Here is a 15,106-nt window from a genome sequence, read left to right as displayed (position 1 = left end):
TGTTTCCTAATGAACCTCGATCGCCGCGACGATCGAATGCGAGAGTGGATGCGGCAACTCCCTGATCCATGGCCGTTCCCAGAACCCGAACGGTTCGCCGCGATCGACGGCCGCCGCGTCGCAACGCCTCCGCAGTGGCGTGCCGGCAACGGAGCGTGGGGATGTTACCGATCGCACTTGCTGATTCTGGAAAAGTGCCTACTCGAACACATCGACTCGTATGTCGTGTTTGAAGACGACGCCGGGTTCGGCGACGACTTCTGCGAGCGGTTGCAACAATTCATCGCCGAGTTGCCGGCCGACTGGGGCATGGCGTATCTCGGCGGCCAACACCTCTATGCCGGCAAGAACCCGCCGCACAAGGTCAGCGAACACGTTTATCGTCCATACAACGTCAATCGCACGCACGCGTTTATGGTGCGCGGGCGTGACGCAATGAAGACGCTGTATCGCCATTTGACTTGGAACGATTGGCATTCCAAACATCACATTGACCATCACCTTGGTCGACTGATCCAGCGTCGCTACCAGGCACTCGTTCAAGGCAATAACGTCCAGAAGGAATCCATCGCGGTCTACACGCCCGATCGCTGGCTCGTTGGACAACTGCCGACCAAATCGAATATCTGCGGTCGCAAGTGGAGTCAAACACGGTTCTTCAACGATGCTAAGAATGCGGATCACTCCGACGCACCGTTCTTTGCCGTGCTTGGCCCGCACCGCGCCGGCACGTCATGCGTCGCGATGGTCATGCATCACCTTGGCGTTCACATGGGGAACCAGCTTGGTGGCTACGAAGCGACCGGAGGAGGCGAGGCAGTCGGGCTGGCACAGCTTTGTGAAAAGGTGATGCGGTTCCCTACAACGGACCCGAATGTCAGCGATGTTCAACTGACGCAAATGCTCAAGTCGTGGATCGTCAGTCGCAAATCAGAAGCCAACCGCGACAAGACTGTGTCGGGAGCGAAGTATCCGCACTTGTGTCGATTCGTAAATCACCTTCACGCGGGGCTGGGCGATTCACTGCGAATCATCTCTGTCGAACGAGATATCGAAGCGTCAATTCGTTCGCTGCAGAATCGTAGCGAGAAACATCGTGGCCAATGGTTCGCGGCAAACGACGAGGACTGCGAGGTCTTGCAACGCAGTCTCCGCGACCACCGAGACAACTTCATCGCCGAGCATTCTGACGTGCCAGTATTCCGGATCGAATTCGCAGAGTTGGTGACGTATCCCGAGGAAGTAATCGGCAATCTGATCGAGTTCCTTGGAATCACGCCGACTCCGGATGAAATCCAGTCGGCGATCGAACACGTCAATCCTGATCTCCGGAAGTTTGGGTGAGCATCATGGCGAATAGTATTTCAACATCAGACATTACGTTCTGCATCAAGACGATTCACCGACCTTGGTCCTGCCATCGGCTGGTCCAGTCGTTGCGCGAGCACATTGGCGATCCCAAAATCAATGTGGTCGACGACGGTAAGCCTGAACTGCGGTTTTCACTGAAGTATCCCGAGTCTGCGGCGGCGTGCCAGGTCATTCATCCAGCGGATTTTGATGTCGGCGTCAGCATCGGTCGAAATATCGCGGTCGATGCTGTGGAAACCCCCTTCGTCTTCATGCTCGACGACGACCACGTCGTCACGTCCAACTTGAATCTTGATCGGGTTTGCAAACGCTTTGCCGCCAACCCGATCGACATTCTCGGCGTTCGCCAAGGTAGCGGCGGAAGACCAACGATGCTGTCCAAGCTGATGAACGGCAAACGAATCTGGGTCCATCGCGGTGAGACACGGCGAAACGGCTATGTCGCCTGGTGCGACATGTCGTCCAATGCGTTCCTCGCTCGAACCGAAACGATTCGCGAGCTTCGTTGGGAAGGGGAACTGAAAACACTGGAACACTGGGAGTTCTTCTACCGTGCCAAACTTGCCGAGTTGAACGTCGCGGTTGCTGGTGACTGTTTCATTCGGCACGAGCACGTCGAGTCGAAAGATTACCGCGTGCTGCGACATCGTTCAAAGTTCCGAGCGATTGGACTTCGTAAGCACGGCTTTCATTCGATGCGGATGCCGGGTGGAGGTGTCGTGAATGTCTAATCAACCCAGCGGTGTGCTTCCATCGGGTATTGAGGTGCTGGTCGCCTCAGCCGGAGGCGTCGGCACAACGATGCTTCTCCGGCACATTGGTAAATTCCGAAAGACGAATCACCCATCCGATCACGATGGTTTGAAACACATCCCCATCCCGCCGACAGTTGTTAGTGGCACGTCGAAATTTGTCTACGTCTTCGGTGATCCAATCGACTCAGTGATCTCGCTCTTTCGACGCAACTACCAATCACAGCAATCTCGCAAGCTGCAGCGCTTCCAAGCCAGCAAATCCATTCTCGGATCAGGCACAACCCTGCACAGCTACGCAAGGCACCGAGTAGATCGACTGCCGATCAAGCTTCATTTCCAAAATTGGCATTCGTTTTACCTTGCCGTTCCGACGCTGTTCGTTCGCTATGAAACGATGCATGACAACGTCGATGCAATCGCGAGCTTTGCGGGCTTGCCGAGATCGTTCGTCGACGACTTTCCAGCGAACCAACCACGCCAGTCCCGTCTTAACGACTTGCCAATTGATGTTCGCAACGGACTGTTGGCGATGTACGGAGACTTCCGGACCGAGCTTGATCAATTAACGGACTGCTTCTTGAGGCAGCCTTCTGTGTCCGCCACGCAGGTGACGACCCCATGACGCATTCCAACACCGAACGCTTGCTTGTCAGCTATCAACAATCAAGTGGTGGCCGTTCCGGTCATTGCATGAAGGACCTTTTTACGGCGGTCGTCGTTGCACAACTAAGCGGCGGGCAGGCGACCTTCAATCAGGATTGGACTCGCCAGAGAATCATTCCAGTCGTGGGGGTTCGAGAGCAATTGGCGAGCGAGCCATTGGGAATCGCCCCTATCGAGTATCGCACAAACCGGGGTGGCTGGGGTGGGATGCGATTCGAGGACGTCGCGCGGATGCTTGATTGGATCGAATCAAAACGAGTGCCTTCGGCGACAACAGTCATTCAATTGACCGGGCTTTGTCGCATCCATCTCTTCCAGGTCCACAACTGGGAAAACGAAGGGCTCATTCCATCGGGCACCTATCAAGCTCTGATCGATCAGCTTTGTCAAATGCTATGGCGTGGTCCTCGGCCTGTGCAAAACGCGGGCAGCCCGACCCGGATTGCCATTCATGCTAGACGAGGCGATGTCGCGAATCCCCAGAGCAGATTATTCAAGTCGATGGGACCGGGCAAGGTTTGGAACGCAGAGTTTTACCAGCGATGCGTCGATCACTTTCGAGGGCTCAATCCGGAATCTGAAATCACCATTTATAGCGAAGGCATCAATGCTGCTGATTTGAGAACGATCAAAAGGTGCGAGCTAAATCTTGGTCACCGGAAAGACGTGCGTCGCCATTTCCGAGCGTTGGTGAACGCCGACATTCTGGTTCCCGCCAATTCGAGTTTCTCGACATGGGCGGCTTACCTCTCTGCTGGCGAGGTGCATGTGTTCCAACGCGAGCACATCAAGCATTTTGCCCATGTGACACCACCTGACAGCTTTCGATTCTGCGAATTGGGAGAAAACTCCTGCCATGACTAACATTTCTTCAAACGCGAGATCGCAAGCCACCTTCTGCATCAAGACGATTCATCGCCCGCAGTGCTGTGCCGCGCTCGTCCGCAGCATCCATCAGTACTACGGCGAAGACCGTCCGCTGATTCATGTGCTCGACGACGGGAAACCGGAGTTGCGTTTCTCGGCAATTTGTCCCGACGAAGCGGCGATGGTCGATCAGCTGATAGAGACCGAATACGACATCGGCTTGTCGGCCGGCCGGAACCGGTTACTCGACGCTGGCGACACCCCAGTCGTGGTTTTTGCGGACGACGACCACCTTGTCACGGCCAAAACTCGACTTACCGAGTTGATTCGCAAACTGAATCAGCATCATGATCTCGATCTATTGGCCGCGCTCAGTAACCAGCAAGAACGACCGAAGCTACTTCGCGTCGACGACAAGACGCTGCGGATTCCTCGAGGGTACTACAAAAAGCGTGGTTCCATCCGCTGGTGCCACTACGTCGGCAACTGCTTTGTTGCGTATCGCGACATCTTGCAAGCGATCCGTTGGGACGAATCACTCAAGGTCGAAGAGCACTGGGACTTTTTCTGGCGATGCAAACTCGCCGGCATGAACGTCGCCGTCGATCTAAATCACTCGTTCAAACACGAACACGTCGACCCGCCAGGCTACGTTCGCAGTCGGCCTGAGTTTCTCGAGGCTGGTCTCAAGAAGCACGGACTGCGGAAGGTGATGTGGCGATGATTGAAATACCAGCTCTTGAGTTCCACCTTGCTCACGGGTGCAACCTTTCGTGCCAACAGTGCAGCCACTACAGCAACTTTCATCTGGCTGGTCAAATGCCGACGCCGGATGATGCGCGAAGTGAGTACTCGCACTGGTCAAATCGAATCCGACCGAAGCGATTCGCGTTGCTTGGTGGCGAGCCGCTGCTGAACCCACACCTGATTGAGCACATGCGTTTGGCCCGCGAATCGTGGCCCGACTCCGACTTGATGCTCGTCACCAACGGATTCTTCTTCGATCGCCATCCCGATCTGCCGGCAACGCTGGTCGAAATCGACTGCCGACTCGAAGTCAGCCAACATGGAACGCACGAACCCTACCTGACGCGATTCAACGAAGCGAAGAAAACGGTGTGGCAATGGCGTTCCGACTATCCAGGAATCCAGATCAAGATTCGACAATCCCATCGCGGCTGGATGCGGCAATACCGAGTCGAAAATGGAAAGCCGATTCCATTCGATTCCAAACCTGCTGCAGCGTATCGAATCTGCATGCAGAAAACATGCACACAACTGTTTCGCGAATGTCTATGGAAGTGCCCCGCATTGGCGTATCACGCGATGTTGGAACAGCGACTGCATCTTGAAAAATTGTCAGCTTGGCGATTGTTTCGCGACTACAAGGCCTGCTCCCCGACCGCCAGCGACGATGAACTGCGCTCGTTCGTTGAAACCAAAGCCATTCCTCAATGTGGACTTTGTCCAGGCAAGCGTGTTCCGTTCACTCATCCCGATCCGACTCAAAGGAGTGAGATACAATGACTTTCCTACCCGGATCAAGCAGCGACGACATCCCGCCGCCATGGTATCCCTTTTTTCCGCCATTCGATCCGCCAGCCGATACTTCAGGCAGTTCATCTCCTACGACCCCGATTGATCCGCCAGAGGGTTCGAGTACCGATGACGATAACTCCGCTGACGAGCGTCCTGATTGGTGGCCCGATGACCTCCCTTGGCCACCGCAGCCCGAAGAACCGGTCGTGATCGAGTCTCCGCCACCGATTCACGTCTGGCCGCGACTTCCGCCGGACCATCCCTATCACGTTCCGCCCGGCTACTCTGCGCCCGACAACCTTCCACCGGGTCACCCCGGCGAAGCCTATCCGGGTATGCCCGACTATCCCGTCGTTCATCCCGGCGACTGGGGCGACGATTGGCCGAGCTATCCCGGCATCCTTGACGATTGGCCACCAACGTACGAAGACGACGAAGAGTAGCGACTAACACGATCAGTAAATTGAAAACGCCGGCGTCCTAAATTGGGGCGTCGGCGTTTTTTCGTTTTTTGGATCTCGGTTGGTGCTACGCGGCCATCGACGAACAGCTTTCGTGGCACTTGCGGCAGCACTCGACGCACTTGTCCATATTGCCGACCTTGTCGCAACTGTCTGCACATGCTTTGCAGATCTCGGCGCAGGCTCGGCAATACAACGCGTGGTGATCGATGTTTCGACTCATGAAGTCGACGCAGGCTGCACATGCGGCGATGCAATCGAGCATCAGTTTGACGTGCGTTTGCTCAACGTGGTCGCCGCCTTCGGATAGGCAGTGGCTGGTCAGCATGTCGGCACAAGTCGTTTGGCATTCTTGGCAGTTTTGAAGGCATTCTTTCATGGATGCGGTTGCGGTACTCATTGGTTTCTCCTTTAGAAATGGTTGTGCGGCCCCGTTGCCGCTGCCTTAGCGGTATGCAACTTGCATACCACTATGGGGTATATTGGAGAATGACTTTTTGACAGCTTGGAGAAATCATGGACCACGCCGAGAAACACGAAACATCATTGCCGGTCGCCGATCCGTCTGTGCAAATTGATCCGGTTTGCGGCATGAAGGTGCCTGCTGGCAGTCCCCGTTCGGCGGATTTCGAGGGCAAACACTATGCTTTTTGTAGCGATGGATGCTTGAAAACGTTCCAAGATGATCCGGCTGGTGTGCTGGCAAAGCGAGCGCAAAAGGAGACATCAAGCGGTTCGTCTTGTTGCGGTGGAGAAGCGGCGATTCAGATTGGAGAACCCTCGACGACTTCGTCGTGCTGCGGTGGTCACTCATCAACCAAGGCGAGCGATTCTCCGGCAGACCCGACTGCAATTTACACCTGTCCCATGCATCCGGAGATCGAGCAGGTTGGCCCTGGCGATTGCCCAATCTGCGGGATGGACTTGGAACCGAAGGTGGTTTCAATCGCTGACGAGGGAGAAGACAAACAGTACGCCGACATGAAACGTCGCTTTTGGGTTGGCGTCGCGCTGTCGGTGCCACTGCTCGTGATTGCGATGGGGCCGATGGTGGGTTTGCGGGTCGCCGATTGGATGAGCCAAGCGGTGTTTGGTTGGTTGCAATTGGTTCTTGCGACGCCGGTGGTGTTCTGGTGCGGGTGGCCCTTGCTGGTTCGCGGAGCCAAGTCGTTCCGCACAATGAACTTGAACATGTTTTCGCTGATCGCGGTGGGAACGTTGGCCGCGTACTTATTCAGTTTGGTCGTGGTGCTGCTTCCGGGTGTGATCCCAGAAGCCTTTTTCGAGAATGGCGTTCCGCCTCTGTATTTTGAAGCGGCGGCGGTGATCATCACGTTGGTGTTGCTCGGGCAAGTGCTGGAACTTCGAGCACGTCAGCAGACTGGCGGAGCGATTCGCGAACTCATGAAGCTTGCTCCTGATACTGCCCACCGAATCACAGACGATGGCGAGGAAGACGTCTCGCTCGATTCAGTTCACAAGGGCGATCGACTGCGAGTTCGTCCGGGTGAGAAGGTTCCAGTCGATGGGAAAGTACTTAGCGGGTCGAGCAGCGTCGATGAGTCGATGTTGACGGGCGAGCCGATGCCCGTGAAGAAGGTGGAAGGTGACGAAATCACCGGCGGAACGTTGAACCAAACCGGTGTGCTCGTGATGGAAGCCGTCGGCGTCGGTGGGGACACGGTTCTCAACCGCATCGTGCAGATGGTTGCGGACGCACAGCGAAGTCGTGCGCCAATTCAGAAACTGGTCGATGTGGTCGCTCGATACTTTGTGCCGGCGGTGATCGTTTGTTCGATCCTCGCGTTCATCGGTTGGGCGGTGTTTGGTCCGGAACCGCAACTAGCTCATGCCTTTGTGGCAGCCGTTGCAGTGTTGATCATTGCTTGTCCGTGTGCGTTGGGGCTGGCGACGCCGATGTCGGTGATGGTGGGCGTTGGCCGCGGTGCCAAGAAAGGCGTGCTGATCAAGAACGCAGAAGTCCTTGAGGTCATGGAGAAGGTAGACACGATCGTCGTCGACAAGACCGGCACACTAACGCAGGGACGGCCGGAAGTGACGGGCGACGAGACGTTTGGTGATTGGAATGAAAACGATGTGTTGACGTTGGCTGCCGCAGTTGAAGCACAGAGCGAACATCCGTTGGCTCAGGCGGTCGTTCGCCGAGCGAAGGCGGATGAGTTGCAGGTTGTTGAGGCAAGTGAATTCAACAGTATCACCGGTGGCGGAGTTCGAGCTCGCGTCGATGATCATGATGTGTTGATTGGCAAGGCTGACTTGTTGGACGAACAAGGCATCGAGGGAGTCGATGCGGGAAGGGAAAAAGCGGGATTGCATCAGTCCGAAGGGGCGACGGTTGTGTTCGTGGCGATCGACAACAAGCTGGCGGCTATTCTCGCAATCACTGACCCGATCAAGCAAAGCACGCCCGCAGCCTTGAAGACGTTGCACGAACTCGGATTGAAGGTGGTGATGCTAACTGGCGACGCTGAACCGACCGCGAAAGCAGTCGCATCAAGGCTGGGTATCGACGAGTTTCATGCTGGGGTCTCGCCCGCGGAGAAGCATGATTTCGTTCGCAAGTTGAAGAAGGACGGCAAGACGGTGGCAATGTGTGGGGATGGGATCAATGACGCGCCTGCCCTTGCCGAAGCGAATGTTGGTATCGCCATGGGCACGGGGACAGGCGTTGCAATTGAATCTGCGGGCGTCACGCTCGTCGGAGGCGATCTCCGCGGCGTTGCTGCGGCTGCCAATCTGAGCCGAAAAACGATGAGTAACATTCGCCAGAACTTGTTCTTCGCTTTCATCTACAACGCACTGGGAATCCCGGTCGCGGCTGGGTTACTCTATCCGTTCTTCGGCGTATTGCTCAGTCCGATGATTGCAGCGGCAGCAATGAGTTTTAGCAGCGTGTCCGTGATCGCAAACGCGTTAAGACTTCGTGCAGCCAAGCTCACCTAGACCGCGGCAAAGCGATCTTTCGCGTGTCGAGGAGCCAATCGAGACCCATCTAACCACGATCGACCTATCACGCTAAAATCAGGCTTCTAGAAAAGCCAGCCTATCCAAAGTTCTCACGAATGCTCTCAGACGACGAGAAAAAGAAGCTCAACAACCGACTTCGACGTGTCATCGGACAAGTCGAAGCGGTTGGTCGTATGATCGAGGATGAGGAATACTGCGTCGATATTTTGATGCAATTGTCGGCTGCTACGGGAGCGCTCAATAAAGTCGGGCAGATTGTCTTGGAACAGCACATCCAAACTTGTGTGAGCGAAGCGATCAAGAGTGGCAGTGCCAAGGAACGTGACGAGAAGATCGAAGAGCTAATGACGGTCTTTCGGAAGTACGGCGAGTGAAATATTGACGTGATGAATTGGTTTCTGACTTCTGGCGGGTTTCTATTGACTTGCCTCGGAGTCTGGGAAACCTTCATGGCGGTTCTGCATCCGCGAGCGACCGTAGGTCCGATTACAAATGGTATCAATCGTGGCTTTCACTTTTTAGTCCGAACGCGAATGTTCGCTCATCCGCGAGTTTTGGTTTACTGCGGACCGGCGTTGATCGTGACGCAAGTGTTGTGTTGGGCGACGTTGCTGTTGATTGGCATCAGCCTAGTCGTGTGGCCTCAACTCGGCACGGGCATTACGGCTACCGGATCGACACCGACGGATACTGGTTTTGCGAGCGCGGTGTACTACGCTGGCTTCACGATCACCACATTGGGTGTGGGCGACTTGGTGCCGCGAACGCCAGCGATGCAGTTCTTGACAATCACCGCTGCCGGCTTGGGGTTCAGCTTCTTTACGCTCGTGTTGGCTTATGTCATTTCGGTCTATTCAACACTCGCCCGACGCAACCAGTTTGCCAACGAAATTGAGTATCGCACCGGACGAACGGGCGACAGCCTTAGCTATTTGCGAGCGTATCTGACCGAGAGCGATCCTTCGTTGGTCAACCAAGACCTATACACGATGTCGTCGAACATGGCGGACTTGTTGGAGTCGCATCATTTCTATCCTGTCCTGCATTACTTTCGATTTAGCGAACCGCGTTATGCGATGAGCCGAATGCTGCGATTCTGTTTGGAGGTTTCTTCAATGATGCGAGCGGCGCGGCAGGTCGATACTGCCAGGCCCGCCGCCAGTGCCGAGGCTGTCGATCGGCTTTGGCACGCTAGCATGCAGATGCTGGAGGAGACCAAACGGCATTTCGTGATCTGTCACTCGACGCATGACGTTCCCGACCCACGGTTGGCGATCGAGATTTCGCGGTCGATCGGCGACTCTGACGACTTATCGGACCAGCTAAAATCCGCCTTTGTCGATCAGCAATCCGAGTGGCTTCACGACCTGAACGCGCTTGCTGTTTGCACCAGAAGCGAACCCCGAAAAGAATCCTGAAATCTTTATCGAAGTCGTGAAGAAACGTCGGGGCCGTGCATCCAAAGAGCATCAAAGAAGAGATTCCCTCAGTGGGAGTCCTTTGAAAGCTCTTGGAACTGTCCGCCATGAACCGTCGTCACACCAACCCTGCCGCTCGATTGTTTGCTGCTTTTGCAGTAATCGCGGTGCTGTTGGCGTCCTCGCCGGCCGCTCGGGAAGGATCACACGACGCGAAGCCTTGCCCTCATGCGTGCTGCCAATCGCAGCCGGTCGGGCACAGTTGCTGTGACGGCGAAACGTCGAACGAATGCCCTGCGATGGCTTCGTGTGAGACCAAAGTCTGGTTGCCGCCGCGAACTTCTGGCGACGATCCGTCGCCTCGCGGCTTGGAACGCAGCGACTTCTTGCGGATCAGTTGGAAGACCGAATCGGTCGCCTTTGGTCGGCCGGATTCTTTTGTCCGTCCCAACTCTCTGATTGATTGGCACGTTCGTCTTCAGATTTAGCGGTTGGCTCTGCTTCGACTTGCGAAGCCAGCCCCAATCCAAGAATGAAGATGTATTTGTTTCCCAATCGGTGCATGTCGATGTCGGCTGCGCCATCAATCCTGGAGATTCCAAAATGTTAGCTACTGTATTTTCTGCTGTTTTGTTTGCCGTTTCGTTCGTCCCCGCTGGCAATGTTGATGCCGCCGCCTCGGCGGGGCCGACGTGTTGTGCCAAGCATGCGTACTGCTGCACGGTTCACGCGTCATGCTGTGGCAAACATGCTGAAGTCAAAGCAACCACAGTCGAATTGTCGAGTGCAACTTCTCAACCCACGTGCTGTGCCAAGCGTGCCTATTGCTGCTCGGTGAACGCACAATGCTGCGGAAAGCACGCTGAAACGAAAGCCACGACCGGCGATGTGGTCAGTACCACAGGTCAACCGACCTGTTGCGCAAAGCGAGCGCACTGTTGCAGCGTTGGCGCTGCCTGCTGCGGCAAAGGATCGTCAAGTTCCACGGAAGTCGAATCTGCTGAACTCAGCTAATCGCTTCTGATCCCGTTCGATCCCTGTCAGCCGGGCGAGCCTGAAAACTCGTCCGGCTTCTTTGTTTAAGGTGCTATGATGGACACATTCAAACACCGATGGCATCAGTTGCCGATCAGCCGGCAACTGCTTGTCCTCGTCAATGCGATTCTCTTTGGGTTTGTCGTTTTGTTTCTTGTCGTTGACTACCGCCTGCGGATGGATCGACATTTGAACGAGAAGCAGATCGCGCTGACCGAAGAAGCAAAAACGATGTACGAATCACTGTTGGTCGCGGAAGCCCACGGAGATGTCGCGATTCAAAATTTGGTTGACAACGTTTGTGCTCGCATGAACACCGACGATTCGCCCGGTCACCATATTGCTGCGGATTGGCGAGGGCTTCCGTACCAAGCGATCTCGCATGGGCATGCTTCCGACAAAATGCTCTCTGCCATGCGTTCGGCAGCTGATTCAATAGGCACCGAATCGAGAGCCTCCGGCGCGCACGTTGTCGGCGCTTTCACCGGACCAGCGGGTACTGTCTACATTTCCGAGAAACGTTCAGCCGTTGTGGGCGCAACACGCCGCTCATTGCTGATCCAGATGTTTGCCGTCTTGTTGCTGGGAGCGATTGCAGCCTTCGTGGTCAGCGCGGTGCTGCGGCAATTGATTGCCAAACCGATCCAAGGCTTCGTTTCGGCGTTACAAAGTGTTGCGTCTGGGGACTTGAGCGTGATAGCACGCACGCGAAGCTGTCGAGAACTGAGTTACCTTGCCGATCAGATCAATGCAATGACTGAGGCGTTGGATCACGCTCAGCGTGACCACCGTGTTCACATGGAAAAGGCACGCCAGATTCAACAGAACCTACGCCCGACAGTGAATGGACTGGTTGGAATCGACGTCGCCGAGTTGTTTGAGCCGGCCGACGATGTTGGCGGTGACTACTACGACGTCATTCCATTGTCCAATGGACGTTATCTACTTTGCGTCGCTGATGTTTCGGGACATGGCGTTCCAGCCGCGATGGCGGCGACGTTGTTGAAGGCGTTCGTGTCGGAAGCAGCAAAGAAGTCGTCCAGCCCCGCTGAAATATTGACAGATGTCAATCAACGTTACTGCGAGTATGTGATGATGGGACATTTTGCGACCATGGCGTTACTGGTCGTTGACCCTAAAAACAGGCAACTAACCTACGCCAATGCTGGCCACGAGTTTCCGTTCTTGCAGATAGGACGCGACACGCCTGTGCGATTGAACGTGGGCGATCTGATCTTGGGCGTCGAGGACGATACGCACTATGACGAAGAAACAATTCCACTAGGCGATTCGGCTCGCTTAGTCATCGTTAGCGACGGAGTGACTGAAGCGTTTGATCCAAGTGATGAGCAATACGGCACCGAACGAATTGAACATTTGTTGCATTCCGTCCAGAGCTGCAATGCTCGTGAACTTGTTGAATCGTTTGAGTCATCCATCGAAGCGTTTCGCAAGGGCCGAAAGGCTTTCGATGACACAACGCTATTGGTGGCACAATTAACTTGATTGGGCCGCAGTATCGTCGCCGACATACCGTCCGATTGTGAATCCAATTTCGTTTGGCAATGTCGGGTACTTTGCTCGGCATAGTGGGCCAAGCCGAAAAAGTGATGCTTGGGCGACGTTTTGGAAACCCATGCGGTCGACTGCTTTCAATGCTCGTTGGTTGGAGCCTTCGGTGGTTAGCACCAGCGTTTGGATTCCATCGGTTTGCAACTGATCGGCCATTTGGCTCATGATTGCTGCGTAAAGGCGACGGCCTCGGTAGGCGGGCAAGACCAGCACTTGGAATACGAACGCGGCATCGTCGGAGAGCTGGATTGGCAGACCAGTTTCGGGCTTGCCGTCGTGGTTCATCTGGCCGGGAATGTCTCCGAAGGCGACCCAAGCGAATCCGGCGAGCGAATTGGCTTGGAACGCTGTGAAGCACCGGGCATGCCCAGCATCTAGCATCTCAAAGTCACGTTCTGGGATTTGATATTCCAGTTCGTGCGCGTGCGAGCGAAGGCGATCGGAGGAACACGAGTCGACCGTGTATCCATCGGGGATGGGTGTTCGCGGCATCTGGTCAATGGGCGATTGATAAAATTGACAGATATTCGCAATCGCTATTCGCCGCATCGCTCGGTACGGCAACCACCGTAGCGAGCGTGAAGATGTAATTTTCACAGTGGGAATCCGCCAGCGTTAGTGGCAGCAGCTTCCGCCGCCCGACGAAGGGCGGGGCGATGCTGAAGTGGAAGCAGCGGAGAACGAGGTTGCTACTGGCGGTTGATAGTCAGTATCGAGGTCGACCGCCGTGTCGTATTGAATGTTGGCAGCGGCCTGTTCGGCATATTGCTGAGCAGTCATAGACGGTTCGTCCTTTCGATTGCCAACCCAGGGCAGCGATTGGCATCCGGCAGACAGCGAGAGGGTGCAGATGAACGCAGCGGTAGCGCAGGATTCCCATAGCGATTTCATGACGACTTCCTTGTCGTGAGTTGAAACAAAAAAGGCAGGGACGGCGTGGTGACGTCATCACTTGCGTGAATCAGACGCGACACCGCCCCCGCGTGAGTCAGAGGGGAAGCGAGGAGCCAATTTGCAAACTCGCTCCCGAGTTGATTAACGAATTGTTGGAGCTTCGACTCCTTGTGATTTCAGGACAGCTAACCACTTGTTCGGCTCGGCTGCGATCTTCTTCGCGCATCCAGGGCAACAGATGTAGATTGCTTTCCCGGCCGCGTTGACCTTGTACGGTCCCCCCATCGCATCGAGCGGTTCGTCCATCACGGGGCATTTCTTCTGGGCAGCGATAAATGGAACATCGGCAGAAACTACTTTGAAAATGCCGTCGCGTACTTGCTCGGTTCCGGCGGGGACGGACGCTTGATCGCCGTTCCCATAAACCATGGCGAGGTACTTCGCTGGTTCAGCTTGAATCTTTTTGATGCAGCCTTTGCAGCAAAGATAGATCGGTTTGTCGCCAACCATCACCTTGATCGGTGTGCCCATGCCACCGAGAGGCTCATCCATCACTGGGCAAACCTTTTGAGCCGCAATGGCCGCTGCGTCGGCTTGCGTTGATGTTGAGACAGTAATCTTTGCCGTAGTCGTGACAGCGGGCTGGCCACTGTTTTGCGGACCGTTGCCATAAACCATGGCGAGGTACTTCGCTGGTTCAGCTTGAATCTTTTTGATGCAACCTTTGCAGCACAGATAAATCGGCTTGTCACCAACCATCACCTTGATCGGTGTGCCCATGCCACCGAGAGGCTCATCCATCACGGGACAGACCTTTTGGGCGGCAATCGCAGCAGCGTCGGCTTGTGTCGCTGTGGTGACCGTTATTTGCGGGCGACCGGCAGCATATTTAGCCGGGTCTGACTTGACCGCGTTCACACAGCCGGCACAACAAACATAGAGTTTCTGTCCGTTCACATCGACTGCCACGGGATCGCCCATACTGCCGAGCGGCTTTCCGCTGACGGGACATATCTTTTGACGGCCAATTGCGGCGGCGGCCAGTTGTTGCTCGCTGGCGGGAACCGTTGCGACCTCGTTGAAACTGACGACATTTCCGCCCGAAGCCTTCATGCCGACCAACTGAATATCGACGTCGATTTGCCGACCAGCAAGCTGCGAAAGATTCACTGGAGCCGTTAGCGCTCCTTTGCCGTCGGGAAGCAAGTCGTAGCGATAGCGTTTCGCGTTGCCTTCAACGCGCACTGAGACAGCACCGCGTCCCTGGTCGACCGAGACTGGCTGGCCCGTGCGATCGTAGACGAACATTTGCAGCCCGCCTTGGGAAACAATTGTTTCGATTTGCAGGTTGCCGGTTTGTTTCAGACTGCCGCCATGCGGCCCCACTTGAGTTGCTTCTCGAGCCTGGGTCATGCCGGGCATCGCGTGGTTGTGTCCAGCGTGGTCGTGCTGCGATTGAATCGTTTGCCCAAACACAGACGATGTGAACATCGCGAGCGAGAAAGCAGTGACAATGAGTGTTCGTTTCATGGGAGAACTCCGT

General features: G+C 55.4%; 16 protein-coding genes. 11 read left to right on the top strand and 5 right to left on the bottom strand.

What is annotated here, in order from left to right; translation table 11 throughout:
- Positions 1–9 precede the first annotated feature (9 nt).
- The 7 genes from K227x_RS16510 to K227x_RS16480 are packed head-to-tail and all read left to right on the top strand — an operon-like array spanning position 10 to position 5,638.
- A complete protein-coding gene (locus K227x_RS16510; protein ID WP_145171133.1) occupies positions 10–1,344 on the top strand; it encodes a glycosyltransferase family 25 protein in 1,335 nt (444 codons plus the stop codon).
- A gap of 5 nt (positions 1,345–1,349) precedes the next feature.
- A complete protein-coding gene (locus tag K227x_RS16505) occupies positions 1,350–2,102 on the top strand; it encodes a glycosyltransferase (protein WP_246145861.1) in 753 nt (250 codons plus the stop codon).
- Positions 2,095–2,748, top strand: coding sequence for a sulfotransferase domain-containing protein (locus tag K227x_RS16500; protein WP_145171129.1), 654 nt, complete (start codon positions 2,095–2,097; stop codon positions 2,746–2,748). The genes K227x_RS16505 and K227x_RS16500 overlap by 8 nt, the downstream gene beginning before the upstream one ends.
- On the top strand, positions 2,745–3,653 hold the full coding sequence (locus K227x_RS16495) for an alpha-1,2-fucosyltransferase (protein WP_145171128.1): 909 nt from the start codon (positions 2,745–2,747) through the stop codon (positions 3,651–3,653). The genes K227x_RS16500 and K227x_RS16495 overlap by 4 nt, the downstream gene beginning before the upstream one ends.
- Complete coding sequence (locus tag K227x_RS16490; RefSeq protein WP_145171126.1) at positions 3,646–4,380, top strand: glycosyltransferase; 735 nt, start codon at positions 3,646–3,648, stop codon at positions 4,378–4,380. Before K227x_RS16495 ends, K227x_RS16490 begins: the two co-directional genes overlap by 8 nt.
- Entirely contained in the window at positions 4,377–5,183 is an 807-nt protein-coding gene (locus K227x_RS16485; RefSeq protein ID WP_246145860.1) for a radical SAM protein, read from the top strand. The genes K227x_RS16490 and K227x_RS16485 overlap by 4 nt, the downstream gene beginning before the upstream one ends.
- Positions 5,180–5,638: a hypothetical protein gene (locus tag K227x_RS16480; protein WP_145171123.1), complete on the top strand. Its 459-nt coding sequence runs from the start codon at positions 5,180–5,182 to the stop codon at positions 5,636–5,638. Before K227x_RS16485 ends, K227x_RS16480 begins: the two co-directional genes overlap by 4 nt.
- A gap of 85 nt (positions 5,639–5,723) precedes the next feature.
- On the opposite strand, the gene K227x_RS16475 is transcribed toward K227x_RS16480, so the two are convergent.
- A complete protein-coding gene (locus tag K227x_RS16475) occupies positions 5,724–6,056 on the bottom strand; it encodes a four-helix bundle copper-binding protein (protein WP_145171121.1) in 333 nt (110 codons plus the stop codon).
- A gap of 116 nt (positions 6,057–6,172) precedes the next feature.
- Here K227x_RS16475 and K227x_RS16470 point away from each other — a divergent pair, with 116 nt between their 5' ends.
- The 3 genes from K227x_RS16470 to K227x_RS16460 all read left to right on the top strand — a co-directional run bounded on the left by K227x_RS16470 (position 6,173) and on the right by K227x_RS16460 (position 10,062).
- A complete protein-coding gene (locus K227x_RS16470; RefSeq protein ID WP_145171119.1) occupies positions 6,173–8,620 on the top strand; it encodes a heavy metal translocating P-type ATPase in 2,448 nt (815 codons plus the stop codon).
- A 119-nt stretch (positions 8,621–8,739) separates the two neighbouring features.
- On the top strand, positions 8,740–9,018 hold the full coding sequence (locus K227x_RS16465; protein ID WP_145171117.1) for a metal-sensitive transcriptional regulator: 279 nt from the start codon (positions 8,740–8,742) through the stop codon (positions 9,016–9,018).
- 159 nt (positions 9,019–9,177) lie between these two features.
- Entirely contained in the window at positions 9,178–10,062 is an 885-nt protein-coding gene (locus K227x_RS16460; protein WP_246145859.1) for a potassium channel family protein, read from the top strand.
- Positions 10,063–10,288: 226 nt separating this feature from the next.
- Here the strand turns inward: K227x_RS16460 and K227x_RS30655 are convergent, their stop codons facing one another.
- Positions 10,289–10,513: a hypothetical protein gene (locus K227x_RS30655; protein ID WP_218933304.1), complete on the bottom strand. Its 225-nt coding sequence runs from the start codon at positions 10,511–10,513 to the stop codon at positions 10,289–10,291.
- A gap of 638 nt (positions 10,514–11,151) precedes the next feature.
- Here K227x_RS30655 and K227x_RS16450 point away from each other — a divergent pair.
- Entirely contained in the window at positions 11,152–12,603 is a 1,452-nt protein-coding gene (locus K227x_RS16450; protein WP_246145858.1) for a PP2C family protein-serine/threonine phosphatase, read from the top strand.
- Here the strand turns inward: K227x_RS16450 and K227x_RS16445 are convergent.
- From K227x_RS16445 to K227x_RS31220, 3 genes are all read right to left on the bottom strand, one after another.
- A complete protein-coding gene (locus K227x_RS16445) occupies positions 12,595–13,266 on the bottom strand; it encodes a GNAT family N-acetyltransferase (protein ID WP_145171116.1) in 672 nt (223 codons plus the stop codon). The two genes, K227x_RS16450 and K227x_RS16445, sit on opposite strands and share 9 nt — an antisense overlap.
- Before the next feature lie 18 nt (positions 13,267–13,284).
- Complete coding sequence (locus tag K227x_RS16440) at positions 13,285–13,560, bottom strand: hypothetical protein (RefSeq protein WP_145171114.1); 276 nt, start codon at positions 13,558–13,560, stop codon at positions 13,285–13,287.
- 144 nt (positions 13,561–13,704) lie between these two features.
- Positions 13,705–15,093, bottom strand: a complete 1,389-nt coding sequence (locus K227x_RS31220; protein WP_246145857.1) for a hypothetical protein — start codon at positions 15,091–15,093, stop codon at positions 13,705–13,707.
- Between the last annotated feature and the right edge of the window lie 13 nt (positions 15,094–15,106).

Source organism: Rubripirellula lacrimiformis (genome assembly GCF_007741535.1).
GTDB classification, from domain to species: Bacteria; Planctomycetota; Planctomycetia; order Pirellulales; family Pirellulaceae; genus Rubripirellula; species Rubripirellula lacrimiformis.
This window is presented reverse-complemented; position numbering and strand designations above follow the sequence as displayed.